18 protein-coding genes and 1 pseudogene are annotated in these 19,451 nt (G+C 69.9%); 9 read left to right on the top strand and 10 right to left on the bottom strand.

Going from position 1 to position 19,451, the window contains the following annotated elements:
- Positions 1 to 163: 163 nt before the first annotated feature.
- Together ACI2LW_RS14305 and ACI2LW_RS14300 are read left to right on the top strand one after the other, a co-directional pair.
- Complete coding sequence (locus ACI2LW_RS14305) at positions 164 to 754, top strand: hypothetical protein (RefSeq protein ID WP_404731472.1); 591 nt, start codon at positions 164 to 166, stop codon at positions 752 to 754.
- A complete protein-coding gene (locus tag ACI2LW_RS14300; RefSeq protein WP_404731471.1) occupies positions 751 to 3,933 on the top strand; it encodes a type I restriction endonuclease subunit R in 3,183 nt (1,060 codons plus the stop codon). Before ACI2LW_RS14305 ends, ACI2LW_RS14300 begins: the two co-directional genes overlap by 4 nt.
- 60 nt (positions 3,934 to 3,993) lie before the next feature.
- Here ACI2LW_RS14300 and ACI2LW_RS14295 read toward each other — a convergent pair whose 3' ends face one another.
- Both ACI2LW_RS14295 and ACI2LW_RS14290 read right to left on the bottom strand, forming a co-directional pair.
- The gene (locus tag ACI2LW_RS14295) at positions 3,994 to 4,200 is read right to left on the bottom strand and encodes a DUF397 domain-containing protein (protein WP_404731470.1); all 207 of its coding nucleotides are present in this window, start codon (positions 4,198 to 4,200) and stop codon (positions 3,994 to 3,996) included.
- A complete protein-coding gene (locus ACI2LW_RS14290; protein WP_404731469.1) occupies positions 4,197 to 5,051 on the bottom strand; it encodes a helix-turn-helix domain-containing protein in 855 nt (284 codons plus the stop codon). The genes ACI2LW_RS14295 and ACI2LW_RS14290 overlap by 4 nt, the downstream gene beginning before the upstream one ends.
- Positions 5,052 to 5,171: 120 nt before the next feature.
- Here ACI2LW_RS14290 and ACI2LW_RS14285 point away from each other — a divergent pair, with 120 nt between their 5' ends.
- On the top strand, positions 5,172 to 5,636 hold the full coding sequence (locus tag ACI2LW_RS14285; RefSeq protein ID WP_404731468.1) for an ATP-binding protein: 465 nt from the start codon (positions 5,172 to 5,174) through the stop codon (positions 5,634 to 5,636).
- 130 nt (positions 5,637 to 5,766) lie between these two features.
- On the top strand, positions 5,767 to 7,368 hold the full coding sequence (locus ACI2LW_RS14280; protein WP_404731467.1) for a protein kinase: 1,602 nt from the start codon (positions 5,767 to 5,769) through the stop codon (positions 7,366 to 7,368).
- A 64-nt stretch (positions 7,369 to 7,432) separates the two neighbouring features.
- Here ACI2LW_RS14280 and ACI2LW_RS14275 read toward each other — a convergent pair whose 3' ends face one another.
- On the bottom strand, positions 7,433 to 7,678 hold the full coding sequence (locus ACI2LW_RS14275; protein ID WP_404731466.1) for a hypothetical protein: 246 nt from the start codon (positions 7,676 to 7,678) through the stop codon (positions 7,433 to 7,435).
- A 339-nt stretch (positions 7,679 to 8,017) separates the two neighbouring features.
- Between ACI2LW_RS14275 and ACI2LW_RS14270 the strand changes: the two genes are divergently transcribed.
- The 5 genes from ACI2LW_RS14270 (at position 8,018) to ACI2LW_RS14250 (ending at position 11,520) form a co-directional block, all read left to right on the top strand.
- On the top strand, positions 8,018 to 9,484 hold the full coding sequence (locus ACI2LW_RS14270; RefSeq protein ID WP_404731465.1) for an ATP-binding protein: 1,467 nt from the start codon (positions 8,018 to 8,020) through the stop codon (positions 9,482 to 9,484).
- 75 nt (positions 9,485 to 9,559) lie between these two features.
- Positions 9,560 to 9,952, top strand: a complete 393-nt coding sequence (locus ACI2LW_RS14265; protein WP_263227256.1) for a roadblock/LC7 domain-containing protein — start codon at positions 9,560 to 9,562, stop codon at positions 9,950 to 9,952.
- Positions 9,953 to 9,955: 3 nt separating this feature from the next.
- Positions 9,956 to 10,342, top strand: a complete 387-nt coding sequence (locus ACI2LW_RS14260) for a DUF742 domain-containing protein (RefSeq protein WP_404731464.1) — start codon at positions 9,956 to 9,958, stop codon at positions 10,340 to 10,342.
- Positions 10,320 to 10,943, top strand: a complete 624-nt coding sequence (locus tag ACI2LW_RS14255) for a GTP-binding protein (protein ID WP_404731481.1) — start codon at positions 10,320 to 10,322, stop codon at positions 10,941 to 10,943. Before ACI2LW_RS14260 ends, ACI2LW_RS14255 begins: the two co-directional genes overlap by 23 nt.
- Positions 10,906 to 11,520, top strand: coding sequence for a GAF domain-containing protein (locus ACI2LW_RS14250; RefSeq protein ID WP_404731463.1), 615 nt, complete (start codon positions 10,906 to 10,908; stop codon positions 11,518 to 11,520). The genes ACI2LW_RS14255 and ACI2LW_RS14250 overlap by 38 nt, the downstream gene beginning before the upstream one ends.
- A 293-nt stretch (positions 11,521 to 11,813) precedes the next feature.
- On the opposite strand, the gene ACI2LW_RS14245 is transcribed toward ACI2LW_RS14250, so the two are convergent.
- The 7 genes and pseudogenes from ACI2LW_RS14245 to ACI2LW_RS14215 all read right to left on the bottom strand — a co-directional run.
- Positions 11,814 to 12,581, bottom strand: coding sequence for an MFS transporter (locus ACI2LW_RS14245; protein WP_404731462.1), 768 nt, complete (start codon positions 12,579 to 12,581; stop codon positions 11,814 to 11,816).
- A 46-nt stretch (positions 12,582 to 12,627) separates the two neighbouring features.
- Positions 12,628 to 13,650, bottom strand: coding sequence for an enoyl-CoA hydratase/isomerase family protein (locus tag ACI2LW_RS14240; RefSeq protein WP_404731461.1), 1,023 nt, complete (start codon positions 13,648 to 13,650; stop codon positions 12,628 to 12,630).
- A 22-nt stretch (positions 13,651 to 13,672) separates the two neighbouring features.
- Positions 13,673 to 15,175: a CoA-acylating methylmalonate-semialdehyde dehydrogenase gene (locus ACI2LW_RS14235; RefSeq protein ID WP_404731480.1), complete on the bottom strand. Its 1,503-nt coding sequence runs from the start codon at positions 15,173 to 15,175 to the stop codon at positions 13,673 to 13,675.
- Positions 15,176 to 15,311: 136 nt separating this feature from the next.
- Positions 15,312 to 16,466 (bottom strand): iron-containing alcohol dehydrogenase, encoded by a 1,155-nt coding sequence (locus ACI2LW_RS14230; protein ID WP_404731460.1) that lies wholly within the window; start codon positions 16,464 to 16,466, stop codon positions 15,312 to 15,314.
- 49 nt (positions 16,467 to 16,515) lie between these two features.
- Entirely contained in the window at positions 16,516 to 17,340 is an 825-nt protein-coding gene (locus ACI2LW_RS14225) for an enoyl-CoA hydratase (protein WP_404731459.1), read from the bottom strand.
- Positions 17,341 to 17,441: 101 nt separating this feature from the next.
- Positions 17,442 to 18,719, bottom strand: coding sequence for a crotonyl-CoA carboxylase/reductase (gene ccrA, locus ACI2LW_RS14220; protein ID WP_404731458.1), 1,278 nt, complete (start codon positions 18,717 to 18,719; stop codon positions 17,442 to 17,444).
- A gap of 14 nt (positions 18,720 to 18,733) precedes the next feature.
- Positions 18,734 to 19,360, bottom strand: a pseudogene (locus ACI2LW_RS14215) (adenylate kinase); the annotation flags it as partial.
- Between the last annotated feature and the right edge of the window lie 91 nt (positions 19,361 to 19,451).

Below are 19,451 nucleotides of genomic sequence, written 5' to 3'. Positions count from 1 at the left end.
GGTGAACGGGGCTATCCAGGACGGCTCCGACGCCGTGATCACACCAGCCACGGCAAGATCATCTCACCCGTGACCAGCAGTTACGGGACAGCCCTTAGGCACCGTACCCGCCGACTGGCGAGTTGGCGCTGTATCGCACTATTTCGAAGTCGAGCTCGGCAAAATGCTCAATCAAGATCGCGCTCAAGGCACCCACCTTCGCCCGTACCTCAGGGTCGCGAATGTACAGTGGGACCAGATCGACACAACTGAGCTGGCGTATATGGATTTCCCACCCGAGGAACAGGATCGGTACCGCCTACGTCCGGGTGACTTGCTCGTCAATGAGGGCGGCAGTTGGCCGGGTCGGGCGGCAGTGTGGAACGGAGAAGTCCCGGAGATTTACTACCAGAAGGCCCTGCACCGTATCAGAGCACGCGGCCAGGAACGTACCCGTTGGCTCTACTATTGCTTGGTCGCAGCCGAGCGCATGAAGGTATTTCAAGTCCAGGGGAACACGTCAACAATGACGCATCTGACGCGCGAGCAGTTGAGGCCTCAGAGGTTTCCCGTCCCGGATGTTGTGACGCAAAGTCGACTGATTGCCGAACTCGATGGCGCAGCGCAGCGGGACTCAGCGATGCAACGACTGCTGAGTCGTCAGCTCGACCTGCTCGCCGAACGCCGTCAAGCCCTCATCACCGCCGCCGTGACCGGCCAGTTCGACGTAACCACCGCCAGTGGCCGCAACGTAACCGAAGGAGTAACCGTATGAGCCCCGTGCACGACGAGTCCTCCTTCGGTTCCGCCATCGTCGCCGCCCTTTGCGAGCGCGGCTGGCGGGAAGCGAACCCCGAGGACTATCAAGCCGACCTCGGCCTGGACACCAACGAGTTGTTCACCTTCATCGGGGCGACCCAGCCCGACGAGTGGGACGAACTCCTCACCGTCTACGGCGGCAACCCCAACGAGGCGCAGCGCGGTTTCGCGCAGCGGCTCGACCGGGCCATCGCCGATGACGGGCTGCTCCACGTCCTCCGTAACGGCGTGAAGGACCGTGGAGTCCGGCTTCGCGTCGCCTACTTCAAGCCCAACCTCGTGTCCGCGGACTCCGTTCTCGACGGCTACCGGGCCAACCGCCTCACCGTCGTCCGGGAACTCCCCTACGCCACCAAGCAGGCCGACTGGGGCCACCGTCTCGACCTGGCCTTGTTCCTCAACGGCATCCCCGTCGCCACCGCCGAGTTGAAGAACCCGCTCACCGGTCAGGGCGTTGAGCAGGCCAAGGAGCAGTACCGGACCGACCGCGATCCGACCGAGCTGATCTTCACGCGCCGCGTGATCGCCAACTTCGCCGTCGACCCGGACCTGGTCTTCGTCACCACGCAACTGCGCGGCAAGAGCACCCGGTTCCTGCCGTTCAACACCGGATCGAACGGTCCCGGCCAGCCGGGCGGGGCCGGCAACCCGGCGCCCACCGCCCACGGCAAGTACGCCACGTCCTACCTCTGGGAAGAGGTCTGGCAGCGGGACAACTGGCTCGACCTGCTCCAGCGTTTCGTGCACCAGCAGAAGGAGAGAACGCCCGGCGGCGGCACCACCAAGTCGACGATCTTCCCCCGCTTCCACCAGTGGGACGTGGTCCGCAAGCTCACCGCGCACGCCTCCGTGCACGGCGCCGGCCAGAACTACCTGATCATGGCCTCCGCCGGTTCCGGCAAGTCCAACACCATCGGCTGGCTGGCCCACCGCCTCAGCGACCTGCACGCCCGCCGCGATCCCGCCGTCCTGCGGCCCGACGCCCTCGCTGACGGCCGTATCAAGCCCGGTGAGCCCGTCTTCGACAAGGTCATCGTCATCACCGACCGCCGCGCCCTGGACGCCCAGCTCTCGGCGACCGTGGGCAGCTTCTCGCAGACCGAAGGCCTGGTCGTGAAGATCGACGAGAAGCACGGGGCGAAGAGCGAACAGCTCGCCCGTGCCCTTTCCCGGGACACCGGCAAGATCGTCACCGTCACCCTGCACTCGTTCCCCGCACTGCTGGACTACATCAAGCGGAACCCCACCGACATCAAGGGCACCCGCTTCGCGATCATCGTCGATGAGGCCCATTCCTCGCAGTCCGGCGACGCGGCCACCGCCGTGAAGTCGGCCCTGCGCGACCTCGGCCTGGACGCCGACTCGGACGACGAGGGCGCGACCACGGTCACCCTCGACGACAAGCTGAAGGCGAAGGCGGTCGAGCGCTCGCAGGCCGCCAACCTCTCCTACTTCGCCTTCACGGCCACCCCCAAGGCGAAGACCCTCGAACTCTTCGGCACGGAAGCGGTGGAGAACGGCAAGACCGTCTACCGCCCCTTCCACACCTACTCCATGCGCCAGGCCATCGAGGAGGGCTTCATCCTCGACCCGCTGCGCAACTACGTCACCTACAACACCTACTGGAAGCTCGCGAACCTCAACCGCGACGAGAAGGAGGTCGACCCCTCCAAGGCGAACAGCCTGCTCGCCCGGTTCGCGCTGATGCACGAGCACACGGTGTCCCAGCACGCCCAGGTGATCGTGGAGCACTTCGTCGCGCACACCCGCGGCCGGCTCGGCGGACGGGCCAAGGCCATGGTCGTCACGGCGTCCCGCCACTCCGCCGTACAGATGGCCCGCGCCATCAAGAGCTACATCGCCGACCGCGCGTACGACACCAAGTACCCGGACCTCGGCGTCCTGGTCGCCTTCTCCGGCTCCCTCACCATCGACGGCGAGGAGACCACCGAGAACAAGGAGAACGGCGGTCTGCCGGAGAGCGCGCTGCCGAAGGCGTTCGCCTACACCCGCGCCGACGACAAGGCGGCGAAGGCCGGCGGCAAGGGACAGCAGGAGTACCGGATCCTCGTCGTCGCCGAGAAGTACCAGACCGGCTTCGACCAGCCGCTCCTCACGACGATGTACGTCAACAAGACGCTGACCGGCATCGCCGCCGTGCAGACACTCTCGCGCCTCAACCGCACCGCCGACCGCAAGTCGCAGGCCGACCTGGCCGTCCTGGACTTCGTCAACGAGGCCGAGGACATCCAGGACGCCTTCCGCCCGTACTTCGAGGAGGCGCACACCCTGCCCTCCGACCCGAACCTCCTCTACACGGCCCAGAGCCGGGTCATGTCCGTGCCGGTCATCTCCGAGCAGGACATGGGCGAGTTCGTCGCCGCGTACTTCGAGGGGCAGGAGAAGGCCGGCGGCTCCCAGGCCAAGTGGGAGAAACTGCACGCCGAGCTGTACCGGCTCCTCTCCCCCGCCGTCACCCGCTTCAGCGCCCTCCTGGAGAGCGAGGAGGAAGAGGACGTCGAGACGGCCGAGGAGTTCCGGGCCCACCTCAACGACTACGTCCGCAAGTACGGCTTCCTCGCGCAGATCGTCCCCTACCAGGACGCCGACCTGGAGCGGCTGTACCTGTACGGGCGCTACCTGCTCAACCGGCTGCCCCGCCTCGCGGACGGCGGTGTCGACATAGGCGAGGTCGACCTCAGTCACCTGCGCGTCGAGAAGACCGGCGAGTACGACAAGTCTCTCGTGCCCGACGGCCCGGCTGAGCTCAAGGGGTTCGCTGACGGGGTCGGCGGCGGGAAGGACGCCGAGAAGTCGCTGCTGTCCGAGCTGATCGAGAGGTTCAACGCGAAGTTCGGCACGGAGTTCACCGAGGAGGACGTGCTCCCGGCCTTCAACGCGACGAAGAAGGACCCGAAGGTCCGGGCCGCCGCCCTCGTCAACGACGAGGAGAACTTCGGCGTCGTCTTCGACAAGAAGTTCGAGGAGAACATGATGGACCATGTCTCCACGATCGACACGCTCGGCAAGCGGTACTTCGGGACGGACCGGGACTTCAAGTCCAACCTCGACCGCAGCGCTCGCCGCGCGGCCTGGCGGATGATCCGCCGGGAGGAGGGGCTGGACGACTTCTAGCAAGGCGAGCGGGCCCGGTGCGCACGTCGCACCGGGCCCGCTCGCCGTACGTCCGCCCGTTCAGCGCTCGGCGGCCATCCGCACGAAGCCGTTCCATGCTTCGGGGCCGAACGCGAGCCTGGCCTGTGCGGGCTGCTTCGAGTCCCTGACGAGGACGGCTCCGGGGGCTGCGGCGACCTCGACGCACTCACCACCGTTGCCTGTGCTGTAGCTGCTCTTGATCCAAGCGGCTTCTGGCACAGCCGCCTTGCTGGGCTGCACGCTCATGTGTCTCCCATCAGTTGCTCGATAAACGCCGCTGACTCGTTCGGGGTCAGCGCCTGTGATCGGAGGATGCCATAGCGCGCCTCAAGCGTGCGCACGTACGTGGCGTCGGTGTAGAGGCGACTGAGGTCCTGTACTTCGGCGTACGCCAGACGTTGCCCTTTGTCGATGTCGATCAACGAAAAGGGGCCGCTCAAGGCTGCGTTGTCCTGTCGCTCGATCGGCATGACCTGCACCTCCACGTTCCTAGACTGACCGGTCAGGAGGATTTGTTCCAGGGTCGCGCGCATGACTTTCGGGCCGCCGATCGGCCTGCGCAGCACGGCCTCCTCGATCACGAAGCTGAGCAGCGGTGCTGGGCGTCGGTTGAAGATCTCCTGGCGCACCATGCGTGCCTCGAGCCGCTGCTCGATCACGTCGTCCTCCAGCAAGGGTCGCTGCATGTGGAAGACGGCACGCGCGTACTCCTCCGTCTGCAAAAGACCGGGCACGGCGTACACCGCGTATACGTTCAGGGCGGTGGCCTTGGCTTCCAGCCGGGCCATGTCCCGGAAGAACGCCGGATACTGAGCCCTCCCCACCTCCTCCTTCAACGCCATGAGCACCCCGCCCGCCCCCAGCACCTCATCCGCCTTCTCGATGAACTGGGCCTGTGGAATCCGTCTCCCCTGCTCGATCGAGGCCACCGTGTCCGCCGAGTAGCCCAGCCGCTTCCCGAACTCCACGCGTTCCAGCCCCGCCCGCGTCCGCAGCAGCTTCAACTGCCGCCCGAACGCCGTCACCACGCCCGTCCCCGGCTCGTCCTCCGGCCGCCGCTGCTGCCGTACCGTCTCCTCGTCCCGCACCTCGGTCACCGCTGTGCCGCCTCTCCCCTCGTACCGCTCCGTACAGCGCCCGCGCCCACCCCGTACGAAGGTCCGTAAGCGGCGCGTCACCGCTGGTCACGCTATGCCACACCACGCCACCGTGAGTCCATGACCGCAACACAATCACCCGTCACGGTGCACCGGTTCACGATGCGCTTCAGCTCCACCCCGCGCGGCGCCCGCCTCGCCCGGCGCATGTGCGAGCACTGCCTCGACGCCTGGGGCGTCCCGTACGACAGCGAACCGCACGACGCCGTCACGCTCGTGGCCGCGGAGCTGTGCGCCAACGCCGTGCGGCACGGGCACGTGGCGGGCCGGGACTTCCGCCTGCGCCTGACCGTCACCCCGGCCACCCCGGCCACCCCGGCCACCCGCACCGTACGGATCGAGGTCACCGACACGCGGGGTGAGCGCGTCCCCCGCCTTCCCACCACCACGACGGACGACGCCGAAGGCGAGGGCGAGGGCGGACGCGGTCTGCTCCTCGTCGAGGCCCTCGCCGACCGCTGGGGCTGCGCGCCGCGCCCGGACGGTCCCGGGAAGACGGTCTGGGCCGAGTACACGGTGGGGTGACACGGCCCGTCCCCCGCGCCCTCACGCGGCGCCCGGCTGGACGCGGTGATCCCTTTCCCGGGAAACTGACCGCGGTCGACAGGACTCGGGAAGCGAGCGGGCGCGAGTGCGGGACGCGGGGCGGGGACAGGTGCCGGACAGACCGATCGCCGGCCGCTACGAGCTGCTGGAGCGGCTCGGCAACGGCGGCATGGGCGACGTGTGGCGGGGCTACGACGCGGTGCTGGACCGGCCGGTCGCCGTGAAGCGGATCCGGCCGCAGGCCGTCGCCGCCACGCCACAGCTGGCCGAGGAGCTCGAACGGCGCTTCCGCCGCGAGGCGCGGATCACCGCCCGCATCCAGCACCCGGGCGTGCCGCAGGTGTACGACGCGGTCCTCGACAGCGGCTACGAGCACCTGTTCCTCGTCATGGAGCTGGTGGAGGGCGTCCCCCTCACCCGGTACGTGCACGAGGAGCGGCCCCTCCCGGTCAGCTGGGCGGTCGCGGTCGCCGCGCAGGTCGCCACCGTGCTGTCGTACGCGCACGACGTGCCCGTGGTGCACCGTGACCTCAAGCCGTCCAACATCCTGGTCGCGCGGGACGGCACGGTGAAGGTCCTCGACTTCGGGGTGGCGGCGATCCTGCAGACCGACGTCACCAGGCTGACGGCCTCCGGCCGGCCCATCGGCACGCACCAGTACATGTCGCCGGAGCAGGTGCGCGGCACCCGGGTCACCCCGCGCACCGACCTCTACGCCCTCGGCTGCGTGCTCCACGAACTGCTGTGCGGCAGGCCGCTGTTCCGCGCGCACAGCGACTTCGAGCTGATGGACCAGCACGTCCGGGCCGCGCCCACCCCGCTGCGGCGGCTGCGGGCCGACGTGCCGGAGGAGCTGGAGGCGCTGGTCCTGCACCTGCTGCGCAAGAGTCCGGAGAGCCGGCCGGTGGACGTGCAGGAGGTGTACGAGCGGCTGATGCCCTTCCTGCCCGCGCCCGGGGAGTCCTCCGCCCTCGGGGAGGCCGGGCCGCCCGGTGCGCCGGACCCGACCGGGCTGTACCGGCGCCCCTACGCGCCCCGCGCCCGGGCCGGGAGCGGTCCCCGCGTCGCCCCGGACACGGCGGACGCGGCGGCGCCCGGCCGGATCGCCGAGCACGTGGTGTCGCCGCCCGAGCGGGAGCGGCTGCGGGCGCGGCTGCGGGAGGTCGACGCACACTACATCGCGCTCATGGAGGAGGAGCGCTACACGCAGGCCGCCGAGGTCGCGGGCGAGATGATCGAACCGCTGGCGCGGGCCCTGGGCGCCGAGAACAAGGCCGTCCTGCGGCTGCGGCGGCGCCGGGCGGTCAGCCGTCAACTGGCGGGCGACCACCGGGCGGCCCTGCCCGAGTTCGAGGCGCTGGCCGAGGCGTTCGCCCGTATCGACGGGCCGGCCGGGGAGGCCGCCCGCGACTGCCGCGCCCAGGCCGCCCGCTGCCGCGGCGAACTCGGCCAGGTGACCGAGGCGCTGGCGGAGCTGCGGGCGGTCCTCGAGGTGGAGCGGGCCGTCGAGAGCGACGTCAGCGACGCGGCGGTGGAGCTGCGCCGTGACATCGGCATGCTGCTGCTCGGCCAGGGCAACCCGGAGGAGGCCCGGGCATGTCTGGAGGCCCTGTACGAGGACGTCGTGCTCGTACACGGTCCGCGCCACGAAGTGGCCGTCGAGGCCGTGGAAACTCTGGCCATGCTCCGCCGGGAACTCGGCGGCGGGTGACCTGCACAGCACGGCCGAGGGAGCCGGTGACAAGTCCACACGGCTCCCTGCAGAGCATTGGGCATCAGCTCCGGGCCGCTGCCGGCGCGTCCGCTTCCTCCGCGATCACTTCTTCGTCGGCCGGCGGCTCGTCGATCTCCTGGCGGACGGCCTGACCGGTGTGGTCGGGTAGGCCCAGCAACCGGTTGAGGGCGTTGGCCATCAGATGTCTCCGAGCGGCCAGGAATTCGGGGAAGCGGTCCAGGGACCGCAGCTCCGGGTCGTCGGGAATCCACTGCTCGGCCAGTCGCTCCGGCGCGATCCCGGCCATGTACTCCGCGGGCAGCTTGGCGGAGATATGCGCACCAGCCTGCTGGGGACGGCCGCGGGCACGAAGGCTGCCCCCGGTGCTGGTGTCCCTTTTCCACACTCGCACGCCTGGGACGGGCGCTTCGAGGCGAACTCGACGACAACGGTTCGATTTCTGTGCGCGCCAGGGGGCTGACACCGGGGGCCTGGTGCGCGATAACGTGCGCGTTCGGCCCGATCACCGCACTGTCCGGGGACTGTTATGCCTGATCCTTCCATGTCGCCGGACGACCGGCCGACGTCGCCCCTGATCTCCCGTGTGACGGCCGAGTCGCGAGCCGGGGCCTTGAGGCGGCGTCTGGTGCTGTCGTCCGTGCTGCCGCCGGGCGTGGTCGCCGTGGCCGGTGCGGTGGCCACCGCCCTGGCCCGCGACGGCCACCTGGACGGGGCGGACCAGGTCATGGTGTTCGGCGGCGCGGTGCTCATCGGCACCATGGCGGCCGGGATCGCCGGCATAAGGGCTTCGGCGGAGGCACGAGCAGTCACCAAACACTGGGCGGAGCTGTTTCGCGAGGCCGACCGGAACCGTGCCGAGCTCGCCGAGCTGGCCCGTACCACGGCCGAGGGCAGGGCCGAACTGGAGTTGTTGTGCCGCCGGTTGCGGGACGGGGAGCGGCCCGCGCGGCGCCGGCCAGAACTGCCGCCGCAGACCGGCCCGGACGAACTCTCCCGCCTGGGGTTCGAGATCGCGGCGGCCCGGCAGGAGGCGGAGGCAGCCCTGTTGGAGACCGCCGCCGGTGCGGTCGGTGCGGAACACAACGCCCGGCTGGAGCAGTTCGAGGTGTTCGCCAACCTGGCACGCCGCCTGGAGTCCCTGGTGCACCGGGAGATCGGCCTGCTGGACGACCTGGAGAACGAGGTCGAGGACCCCGACCTGCTCAAAGGGCTGTTCCGAGTGGACCACCTGTCCACCCGGATCCGCCGCTACGCCGAGAACCTGGCCGTGCTCGGCGGCGCGAACACCCACCGCCAGTGGACCCGCCCCGTCGGCCTGACCGACGTGCTGCGCTCCGCCGTCGCCGAGATCGACCAGTACGCCCGGGTCAAGCTGGTCCCGCCCATCGATGGAACCGTCAGCGGCCACGCCGTGGTCGACGTCGTCCATCTGCTGGCCGAGCTGCTGGAGAACGCGACGGTCTTCTCACCGCCCCAGACCACCGTGCACGTGCGGGTGGAGCCCGTCGCCGCGGGGGTGGCGATCGAGGTCGAGGACCGGGGTCTGGGCATGTCCCCGGCCGAGCGCCATCAGATGAACACCGTTTTGAGCGCACCCGACAAGGTCGCCCTGGGCGAGCTGCTGCAGGACGGCCGGATCGGCCTGTACGTGGTCTCCGTCCTGGCTCAGCGGCACGACATCGCCGTGCAATTGCTGAGCAACGTCTACGGCGGCACTCAGGCCGTCATGGTGCTGCCCAGCGCACTGCTGGGCTCGCAGCCGGCAGTTCCCGCGCCCGCGCACCACACCGTCCCGACCCCTGACGCGGGGCCGCCCGACCCGGTGGAACCCGAGGCGGCGGACCCCCGGGCAACAGTGAAGGTCGTTGCGGATCCGCGCGAGTGCGATTCCGAACCCCAGCCCGCCCCGGCGCCCTCCGACGGCGCGGACGACCGTCCGCAACTGCCTCAGCGCCGCCGCCGGAGCCACGCCACCGAACGGCCGCACGCGGCCCCCAGCACCGGTGTCTCCGAGGACATCGCACACGACCCGGGCCTGATGGCCGCGTTCCAGACCGGAATGCGCAGGGCCGAGGAAGCGGGGACGCCCTGACAGCCGAGCCGACCTGAAGGCCCCGGGCCCCGTCCAGCAAGCTGTTTCCTTCCGCAGAAGAGGAGTTACACGATCGTGGCGAGCGAAGACCTTTCCTGGCTGTTGACGGGTCTGGTGAACCGGGTGCCGCACACCCGAAGCGCCCTGTTGCTGTCCTCGGACGGGCTGGTGAAGGCAGCGGAGGGGCTTGACGAGGACGCCGCGGACCAGTTGGCCGCCCTCGCCAGTGGGCTGTACTCGTTGGCGCGCAGCGCGGGCCGGCACTTCGACGACGGCGGTGACGTACGACAGATCGTGACAGAGCTCAGCACCTCGCTGCTGTTCGTCTCGTCCGCCGGGCACGGCGCGGTGCTGGCAGTGCTGGCCGGACGCGAGGCCGACGCGGCGGTGCTGGGCTACGAGATGGGGATGATGGTCAAGAGTGTGCGCCCTCACCTGGCCACACCGCCCCGGCACCCGGTGGGATGACCCATGACGCCGGTCCTCCCGGACGGACCGCTGGTCGACGAAGCGGCCGGGCGGCTGGTCCGTCCCTACACGGTGAGCGATGGCCGGACCAGGGCCACGTCCCACTTCACGCTCGTGACCATGGTGCGGGCCACTGGCTCCCAGACACAGGGCGCCTTCGGCCTGGAGCATGCGCAGGTGCTGGCGCTGTGCGACCGGCCGGTGAGCGTCGCCGAGGTCGCGGCCCGGATGCAGGTGCCCGCCGCCGTGGCCAAGGTGTTGCTTTCCGATCTGGCCGAGGGAGGCGCGGTGGTCACAGGCGATGCGCACCCGGCGTCCCCGGGCCCTGACGCACGACCTGATCGAGACCTCCTGGAAGCGGTACGCGATGGCCTCCTCAAACGACTGTGACCGGCTGCCGGCCGAAGTCCTGCCAGTGGGCATCAAGGTGCTGATCGCCGGCGGGTTCGGCGTGGGAAAGACCACCTTCGTCAACGCGCTCAGCGAGATCGAGCCGCTGAGCACCGAGGAGATGCTGACCGCCGTCAGCGCGGCCACGGACCGGCTGGACGGAGTGGAGAACAAGGCCACCACCACGGTGGCCCTGGACTTCGGCCGTATCACGCTCAGTCCGTCCCACGTCCTGTACTTGTTCGGCACGCCCGGGCAGGAGCGCTTCTTGTTCATGTGGGACGAACTCTCCGAGGGAGCGCTCGGGGCGGTGGTTCTCGCCGACACCCGCAGGCTGGAGCACTCCTTCGCGGCGGTGGACTTCTTCGAGCGGCGCGGCATGCCCTTCGTCGTTGCCGTCAACGAGTTCGACGGGGCCCACCGCTACCGCGGGGAGGAAGTGCGGACCGCGCTCGACCTCAGTCAGGAGGTGCCGGTGGTGCTGTGCGACGCCCGCGTCCAGAGCTCGGGCATCCGCGTGCTGCTCGAACTGATTCAGCATCTGCTCACGACAAGGAGTTCCCATGGCACCGACACCGACCAACCCCTCCTCCGGGCCTGAGTCCGGGATCGCCCTGCGCCACCTGCTCCTCCCCCCGGAGGACCCACAGGTGCGTGCCCGATCCGAGCGGCTGCGCGAGCTGGGCATCGATGCCCGTCCGGATGCCGAACTCGACGCCTTCGCACGGGAACTGGCGCACCGTACCGGCGGCTGCTACGCCGGGGTCAACTTCTTCCTCGACGCCGACCGCCAGTACTTCGCAGGCTTGTACAGCGCCGCGCAGGACACCACGGTCCACGTGGGACCGCCGTTGCTGGAGGACCCGGTGCCCGGCCGCGTCATGCCCCGCGACATCGACATGGGCATCTGCCCGCACGTGGTCAAGCGCCGCCGGGCGCTGGTGCTGGAGGACATCCGGGACTTCCCGCGGTTCGCCGGTAACCCGGTGGTCGACGCGATCGGCGTCCAGTCCTACCTGGGCGCACCGCTGATAGACAGCACCGGCGTGGTGCTCGGCACGATCTGCGTGGTCGACCAGGACCCACAGCCGTGGGGGCGCAAAGGGCTGGAAACCATCAAGGCCATGGCTGCCGCACTCGTCGAACGGCTGGAGGAGTCGGCGCACCGTCGCAACTGACCGGCGCTGCCGGACTCCTACGCGGCCGCCCCGGAGCGTCCCCGGCGCGGCCGCCCCGGAGCGTCCCCGGCGCGGCCGTCCAGCATCCGACCGCGGCTCCCGCACCCCGGCTCTGCCCATGAGTCAGTCACAGCAGCACAATCAATCACGTTCCCGCCAGATCCGGGAGACTACTGAGAGACTCGGAGAGATCGCTCAACGTATCCAGGCCGCCGACGCCGACACGAAGGAGCGCCTCTACGACGCCCTGGGCATCACGATCACATACGACAACGCAGCAATGACCGCGACCGTTAGGTCGAGGCCCTCGCTTGCGTACCGTCATAAGGAGTGTCCGAGGGGCGAGTTGACGGCTGACGATACGGTCGCGGTGGCGCAGGGAAGGCTCCGAGGGGCGAGTCGACCGATGACGATACGGTCTTGATGGCGCAAGGGCGGGGGTTCAGCCGGGAGGCCGTCCGGGTGTCTCGGGGGCCGGCCCGCAGCGTGGTCGCGGCCATGAGGGCCCCCGTCGCCGTCACCACCGCCGCGACCAGCAGGACGCTCCGCCACGGGAGATCCGCCATGCCACGGATCAGGTGCGGCACGGCAGAGCCCAGGGTCAGTGCGCCGATGAGCACACCGAACGCCTTGCCTCGGTCCGCGGGAGAGGACCAGGACGCGGTCAGCTTCATAGTGATGGGATAGACACCGGCCAGAGCCACGCCGGTGAGGGCCCGCAGGGCCAGGGCATCGGCGAAGCCGCGGGCGAACAGGGCCAGCGCCGCCGTGCACAGGGCGGCCAGGGCCGCGCTGATCGCGACCAGCCGCGCGGGGGCGACGCGGTCCGCGAGGCTGGTCATGGCGGACACGGTGGCACCGACGACGAACCCGATCTGCACGGAAGAGGTGAGGAGGACCGACGGGCCGACGTGAGGTCCAGCGCGGCGAGCGGCGAGCAGCGCGGGAGCGACCGCGGTTGCCGAGAACCAGCAGGAGAGAGTGGCTAGTTGAACGACGGCCACTAGCGCTCGCTGCCGACGTGCCCCGGCCTCGCGGCCGGGGTGGGGCGACGAGGTCATGGCCGGTGCCCGGTCGTCGCGGTCGGACCCGACGCGTCGGCGGACATCATGCGTGTGCGCACGCTCCAGGATCGAAGTCGGGTACGGTCGCGGGGGTCTGGGCCCATCTGGGGTGTCGGTCCTTGTCCACCAGCGCCGCGCGGACTCCTTCGACGAAGTCCGGGGTGGTCACGACGTGGCGGGCCGCGGCGCGTTCCATGGCGAGACAGGCGCCGAGCGAGCGTTCCCGGCCCCAGGCCAGCAGGGCCGTGGTGACGGCGAGGCTGTACGGCGAGGCGCTGCGCAGCATCGCCAGGGTCTCGCGGGACCAGGGGGTCGCGTCCCCTTCCAGGCGCCGCACGATGCCGTCCGGTCCGTCGAGCTCCGGTGCCGCGAAACAGTGGGCGATCCGGTGCCGGTGCCGTATGAGCGCACTCCCCCGGAGCGTCGCGGGACCGAGGTCCTTCAGCAGGGTGTCGACCGGGCCGTCGTGCTCGGCGAGGAGTTCGGGAACCGATCCGATGAGCTCGTGCGAGCAGGCGTGGGTGGCGATGCCGATCGCGAGGGCGTCGGCGGCCCCGATGCGTGAGCCGGTCAGGCCCAGATACGTTCCGATGTGTCCGGGCAGGCGGGGCAGGAAGTACGAACCGCCGACGTCGGGGAAGAAGCCGATCTGGGTCTCCGGCATCGCGAAGGAGGCCTTCTCGCTCACCACCCGGAACGGGCCGTGGACGCTGAGGCCCAGGCCGCCGCCCATGCAGAGGCCGTCGATGAGTGACACGACGGGCACGGGATAGTCACCGAGTTTGCGGTTGACCTCGTATTCGGTGGCGAAGAACCGGTCGTTCGCCTCGGCGTCCCCGTCGAGCGTGTTCTGCCGCACCTGGCGGATGTCGCCACCGGAGCAGAAGGCCCGGTCGGAGGAGGACTCGATGGTGACGGCCCGGAGATTCTGGCCCGACCAGAGGTCGAGGGCCGCGTCGATGGCTTCGATCATCGGCAGTGTCAGCGCGTTCAGGGCGTGCGGCCGGTTCAGGATGATCCTGCCGATGGGCCCGGTGCGCTCCACGACGACGTCGTCAGTTGTCACTTTGGTCACGGGCTTGCCGGTTTCAGGCGTGGGTGGGCATGGAGTAGTCGGCCGTGAGCTGGGCCTCGGCCGGCCAGCGGGTGGTCGCGGTCTTGTTCCGGGTGTAGAAGCGGACGCCTTCGGGACCGTGGATGTGGTGGTCGCCGAAGAGGGAGCGCTTCCAGCCGCCGAAGGAGTGGAAGGCCATCGGGACCGGGATCGGGACGTTGATGCCGACCATGCCCGCCTTCACCTGGGCGAGGAAGGCCCGTCCGGTGCTGCCGTCGCGAGTGAAGATCGCGGCTCCGTTGCCGAACTCGTGCTCGTTCACCAGGCTGAGTGCCTGGGAGAAGGTGTCGGCGCGGACGAGGGAGAGGACGGGTCCGAAGATCTCCTCCCGGTAGACACGCATGTCGGGGGTGACGTGATCGATCAGCGAGGCACCGAGGAAGAAGCCCTCGCCGTCCGCCAGCCGGCCGTCCTCGCGTCCGTCCACGACGATCTCGGCACCGGCGTCAGCGGCGATGTCGAGGTAGCCGGCGACCTTGTCGCGGTGCTCCCTGGTGACCAGCGGGCCCATCTCGACGCCTTCGCTCATGCCGTCTCCGACCTTGAGGGCGGCGATGGCCTCGACCAGGCGCTCCCGCAGCGCGTCCGCCGTCCCCTCGCCGACCGGTACGGCGACCGAGATCGCCATGCAGCGCTCGCCGGCGGAGCCGTAGGCCGCCCCCATCAGTGCGGACACCGCCTGGTCCAGGTCGGCGTCGGGCATGACGACCATGTGGTTCTTGGCTCCGCCGAGAGCCTGGACCCGCTTGCCCTGGGCGACCGCGGTGGTGTGGATGTACTCGGCGACGGGCGTGGAACCGACGAAGCTGATCGCCTCGACGCCGGGATGCTGCAGCAGCGCGTCGACAGCGGCCTTGCCGCCGTTGACCACGTTGAAGACGCCGTCGGGGAGACCGGCTTCACCGAGCAGCCTGGCCAGTTCGAGGCTGAGCGTCGGGTCCTTCTCCGAGGGCTTCATCACGAACGTGTTGCCGCAGGCGAGGGCGACCGGGAACATCCACATCGGCACCATGGCCGGGAAGTTGAACGGTGAGATTCCGGCCACCACGCCGAGCGGCTGACGGAAGGTGACCGCGTCCACGGCACGGCTCACGTTCTCGGAGAACTCCCCCTTGAGCAACTGCGGGATCCCGCAGGCGAACTCGACGACCTCGAGACCTCGGGTGACCTCGCCCCGAGCGTCGGAGAAGACCTTGCCGTGTTCGCTGGTGATGATCTCGGCGAGCCGGTCGCGGTGGAGTTCGACGAGCTCGCGGAAGCGGAAGAGGACACGGGCCCGGACATGGGCGGGTGTCGCGGACCATGCCGGGAAGGCCTCGGTCGCGGCGGCGACGGCGCGGGCGACGTCCGAGGCGTCACCGAGGGCGACTTTTCCGGTGACCCGGCCCGTCGCCGGGTTGTAGACGTCGGCTCGCTCGTTCTGGTGACGGGTGAAGAGGGCTCCGCCGATCCAGTGGTCGATCATGGACACGCCCATGTCCTGGGATGTGGCGGCCTGTTCAGGGGTGGTGTTCGTCACGAGGTGTGCTCTCTGTGTGGTGGGATGAGGCCTGTTTCGGTTCACGCGTCGGATGTCTTCCGCGGGTGTGCTCCCGGGGAGGCCACCGGAACTGTCAGCGGTAGACGGCCGCGTAGATCCGCTCGATCTGCTCGGCGGTCGGGATCCTGGGGTTGTTGCCGGGGGACCCGGAGGCGAGTGCCTGCTCGGCCATGGTGGGGATCAGATCGCTCCACTGCGTTTCGTCGATGCCGTAGGACTCGGGGGTGGGGACGTCCAGGTCACGGCAGAGCTGCCTGAGCTCCTCGATCAGCTTCCCGGCGGCGGCCTCGTCGGTGTCGCCGTCGGACGCGCAGCCCAGTGCGCGGGCGCAGGTGGCGTAGCGGTCGGTGGCGGCCCCGACGGAGAACTCGGTGACGGCGGCGAACAGCATGGCGTTCGACAGCCCGTGCGCCACATGGAAGTGGGCTCCGAGGGGCCTGCTCATTCCGTGGACGAGAGCGACGCTGGAGTTGGAGAAGGCGATTCCCGCCTGGGTCGATGCGAGCATCATGGCCTCACGGGCCGCCCGGTCGGAGCCGTCGGCGTAGACACGGCGCAGGTTCCGGCCGATCGCGTGGATCGCCTGCAGGCACATGCCGTCCGCGAACGGGTTCGCCTTTCTGGAGACGTAGGCCTCGACAGCGTGGGTGAGGGCGTCCACTCCTGTGTCGGCGGTGAGCCGCCCCGGCATCGACAGGGTGAGCTCGTAGTCGATGATCGCGGCCGTCGGCAGGAACGCCGGCCCGGAACACAGCATCTTCTCGTCGGTCGCGCTGTCGGTGATGACCGTGAACTGTGTGGCCTCCGAACCGCTTCCGGCGGTGGTGGGAACGGCGATCACGGGCAGCGCGGGTTCGGTGTTGGTCCGCGGTGCCCTGTAGTCGCGCATCTGTCCGCCTTGAACGGCCAGGAAGGCGAGTGCCTTGGCCGTGTCCATGGGGCTACCACCGCCGAAACCGACGACGGTGTCGGCCCGGTGCTGCCGTACGGCCGCGAGACCGGCCTGGAGGGAGTCCGTGGTCGGGTCCGGCACGACCCCGGAGAAGAGCTGCGGAGTCAGACCGGCCTCGGCCAGTTGGTCCAGCAGACGGTCCGCGACGCCGGTGGACTCCAGGAACTTGTCGGTGACGAGAAGGGGGCGGCTGCCGCCGTGGGTGGCGACCAGGTCGGCGAGGTCACCGACGGTGCCGCCTCCGACGCGCAGGACGGGAAGGGTGATGGTGGCCATGACTCTCCTCGGCTCGTGGTGATGGGGGCTCAGTGGCCTGCTGTCGGGGTCAGCGGCCCGAGTAGTCGGGGGTCCGCTTCTCCAGGAAGGCTGACATCCCCTCGCTCTGGCCCTCGGTGGCGAAGGCGGCGTGGAATGCTCGCCGCTCGAACAGCAGCCCTTCGGCGAGCGGCCCTTCGAAGGCCCGGTTCACGGCCTCCTTGGCCAGCAGCACCGCCGGGCGGGAGAAGCTCGCGATCTTCTCCGCGACGGCCACCGCCTCGGCGAGCAGGTCCCCGGCGGGGACCACCCTGGCCACCAGGCCTATGCGTTCGGCCTCCGCCGCGTCGATCATCCGTCCGGTGAGCACCATGTCCATCGCCTTCGCCTTGCCCACCGAGCGGGTCAGCCGCTGGGTGCCGCCGGCGCCGGGCAGGATGCCGATGCCGATCTCGGGCTGCCCGAATTTGGCGTTGTCGGCGGCGATGATGAAGTCGCACATCATGGCGAGTTCGGCGCCGCCGCCGAGGGCGTAGCCGGCGACCGCCGCGATCACGGGCTTGCGGACGGTGGACGGACGAACCCAGGTCGCGGTGATGAAGTCCTCCAGGAACACGTCGGCGAACCCTTTGGAGCGCATCTCCTTGATGTCCGCGCCGGCGGCGAACGCCTTGGCGCTCCCGGTGAGGACGACCGTGGCTGTCGCGTCGTCGGCCTCGGTGGCGTCCAGCAGGCCGGTGAGCTCCCGGGTGAGCTGGTCGCACAGCGCGTTGAGGGCCTCGGGGCGGTTCAGGGTGATCACGCCGACCCGTCCGCGGCGTTCGAATTCGACGAACTCCGCAGCGTCGGCGGCCGCCTCGGGGCTTGTCGGGTGGGAGGCAAGCACCTCGGTCATCGGGGGTACTCCTTGCTCGGGGCAGGCGGGTGGGACGCCGCGACCTGCGGGCCGGTCGCGGCGGCTTGTGGCAGGGGACGTGCGATGAGCGGTCTACCGGATCACCGGCGACCGGCTTCGGGGTCAGCGGCTCCGACGAGGATCACGGTGTTGCCGAACACCTCTTCGCCACGCCCCATCTCGGCATGGGCGCGGGGAATGTCGTCGAAGGGCAGGACCCGGCCGACGCAGGGGTCGATCTTTCCGTCCCGGACCAGGTCGTTGTAGGCGTAGGCCTGGGCGTCGTTGGTGCCGTGCGAACCCTGCAGGCGCTTCTGCCGGGTCCAGTGGTAGCGCAGGTCGACCATCGCGTCGAACCCGGTGGTGCCGGCGCAGATCACCACCATGCCGCCGGGCTGACAGACGTAGATGCTGGTGGGGATGGTGGCCGCGCCCGGGTGCTCGAACACGATGGCCGGGTCCTCCCGCGCCCCGGCGAGGTCCCAGAGGTTCTTGCCGAAGGCGCGTACACCGGCGGTCCAGGCCTTCTGCCCGGCCTTGTCGTCGACGAGCGGCGGAATGCCCCAGTGGTCGAACTTCCGCCGGTCGATGTAGCCGATGGCCCCGTACTTCATGGCGTACTCGCCGCGGTCGTCACCGGACACGACCGCGACGGCGCGGCCGCCGGCGGCGTTGACCAGCTGGGAGGCCTGGGTGCCGAGCCCGCCGGAGCCGCCCCAGACCAGCACGAGGTCACCCTCGGCCAGGGTGTTGCCCGCCCAGCCGAAGAGCATCCGGTAGGCGGTGGTGCCGACAAGGGTGGGTGCGGCGGCCTCGGCCCAGGAGAGGTGCTCCGCCTTCGGCATGAGCTGGTGGGCCTGGACGCGGGCGAACTGGCCGAACGCCCCGTAGTTCGTGTCGTAACCCCAGATCTTCGCGCTGGGGGCGATCATCTGGTCCTTGCCACGGGCGATCCACGGGTCGCTCTCGTCCCAGACGCCCGGGTGGACGACGACGTGGTCGCCGACCGACCAGTCCGACACGGCGGAGCCGACGGCGTACACGATGCCGGACGCGTCCGAGCCGCCGACGTGGAAGTCCTCGGGCTCGCCGCGCCGGTTGCGGACGGCGACCTGGTCGACCGGGTAGCCGCGGGCGGCCCAGACGTTGTTGTAATTGACCCCAGCGGCCATCACGGCGACCAGTACCTCGTCGGGGCCGATCTCCGGGGTGTTCACGAGTTCGTGCCGGAAGGCGGTCGCCGGATCGCCGTAACGGTCGGGGCGTACGGCATGCGCGTGCATCTTGGCGGGCACCTCGCCCAAGGGCGGGAGCGAGCCTATGTCGGTGGTCGCGGTTGCGGTGTTCGCGACGGAGGTGCGTTCGGTGGGTCCGGCCATGGTGTGCTGCCCTTTCAGTGCGTCGTGGATACCGGCGTCTCGGGCCGGGAGGTGTCCAGCGGGCGTGCGGTGCTCAGTAGTGCCTCGTCGATGCGGGCGGAGACGTCGGCGACGGACCCGAGCGCGTCGATCCGTGACACCAGTCCCGCGGCCGCGTAGCGCGCGATCAGCGGCGCCGTCTGCACCGCGTAGACCGACTGCCGGCGCGCGGCGACGGAGCGGCCGTCGTCGTGACGGTCCTCATCCCGTGCCCGGTTCGCTATGCGGGCCATCGCCTCCTCGACGGGCAGGTCGAGGACGAGGACCACGTCGAGGACACGGCCGCGGCGGGCCAGCATCTCGTCGAGTGCGACCGCTTGACTCGTCGTGCGCGGGAAGCCGTCGAGGATGAACCCGGGCTCGGTGTCGGGGTGAGTCAGCCGCTCGGCCAGCATCTGGATGGTGATCTCGTCGGGAACGAGCTGCCCGGCGGACATGTGGCGTTCGGCCTCGACACCCAGCGCGCTCCGACGCCGCGCGTGGTCGCGGAAGATGTCCCCGGTGGAGATGTGCGCGACTCCGATACGGGACGCCACCTGGGCGGCTTGGGTGCCCTTGCCCGAACCGGGCGGGCCGATGAGCACGATGTTGATCATGGGCTCTTTCCTTGGCGGTCGGAGGGGCGGGGTGCCGGCGGCAGGGGGCCACCGGCACCGTGGAGGGGCCCCGGGTCAGGCCCTGGGTGACGGGGCC

This window comes from Streptomyces sp. NPDC004065 (genome assembly GCF_044903565.1).
Taxonomy (GTDB): Bacteria; Actinomycetota; Actinomycetes; order Streptomycetales; family Streptomycetaceae; genus Streptomyces.
Note: the sequence above shows the minus strand (reverse complement) of the source record. Positions and strands in the feature narration are given on the sequence as shown.

Bases quoted from the DNA above. Each gene is read 5' to 3' on its own strand.
- ACI2LW_RS14235 (WP_404731480.1), bottom strand. From the start codon at position 15,175: ATGGGCGTGTCCATGATCGACCACTGGATCGGCGGAGCCCTCTTCACC.
- ACI2LW_RS14300 (WP_404731471.1), top strand. From the start codon at position 751: ATGAGCCCCGTGCACGACGAGTCCTCCTTCGGTTCCGCCATCGTCGCC.
- ACI2LW_RS14260 (WP_404731464.1), top strand. From the start codon at position 9,956: ATGACGCCGGTCCTCCCGGACGGACCGCTGGTCGACGAAGCGGCCGGG.
- ACI2LW_RS14245 (WP_404731462.1), bottom strand. From the start codon at position 12,581: ATGACCTCGTCGCCCCACCCCGGCCGCGAGGCCGGGGCACGTCGGCAG.
- ACI2LW_RS14285 (WP_404731468.1), top strand. From the start codon at position 5,172: ATGACCGCAACACAATCACCCGTCACGGTGCACCGGTTCACGATGCGC.
- ACI2LW_RS14230 (WP_404731460.1), bottom strand. From the start codon at position 16,466: ATGGCCACCATCACCCTTCCCGTCCTGCGCGTCGGAGGCGGCACCGTC.
- ACI2LW_RS14225 (WP_404731459.1), bottom strand. From the start codon at position 17,340: ATGACCGAGGTGCTTGCCTCCCACCCGACAAGCCCCGAGGCGGCCGCC.
- ACI2LW_RS14275 (WP_404731466.1), bottom strand. From the start codon at position 7,678: ATGGCCGGGATCGCGCCGGAGCGACTGGCCGAGCAGTGGATTCCCGAC.
- ccrA (WP_404731458.1), bottom strand. From the start codon at position 18,719: ATGGCCGGACCCACCGAACGCACCTCCGTCGCGAACACCGCAACCGCG.
- ACI2LW_RS14305 (WP_404731472.1), top strand. From the start codon at position 164: ATGCTCAATCAAGATCGCGCTCAAGGCACCCACCTTCGCCCGTACCTC.
- ACI2LW_RS14255 (WP_404731481.1), top strand. From the start codon at position 10,320: ATGGCCTCCTCAAACGACTGTGACCGGCTGCCGGCCGAAGTCCTGCCA.
- ACI2LW_RS14250 (WP_404731463.1), top strand. From the start codon at position 10,906: ATGGCACCGACACCGACCAACCCCTCCTCCGGGCCTGAGTCCGGGATC.
- ACI2LW_RS14295 (WP_404731470.1), bottom strand. From the start codon at position 4,200: ATGAGCGTGCAGCCCAGCAAGGCGGCTGTGCCAGAAGCCGCTTGGATC.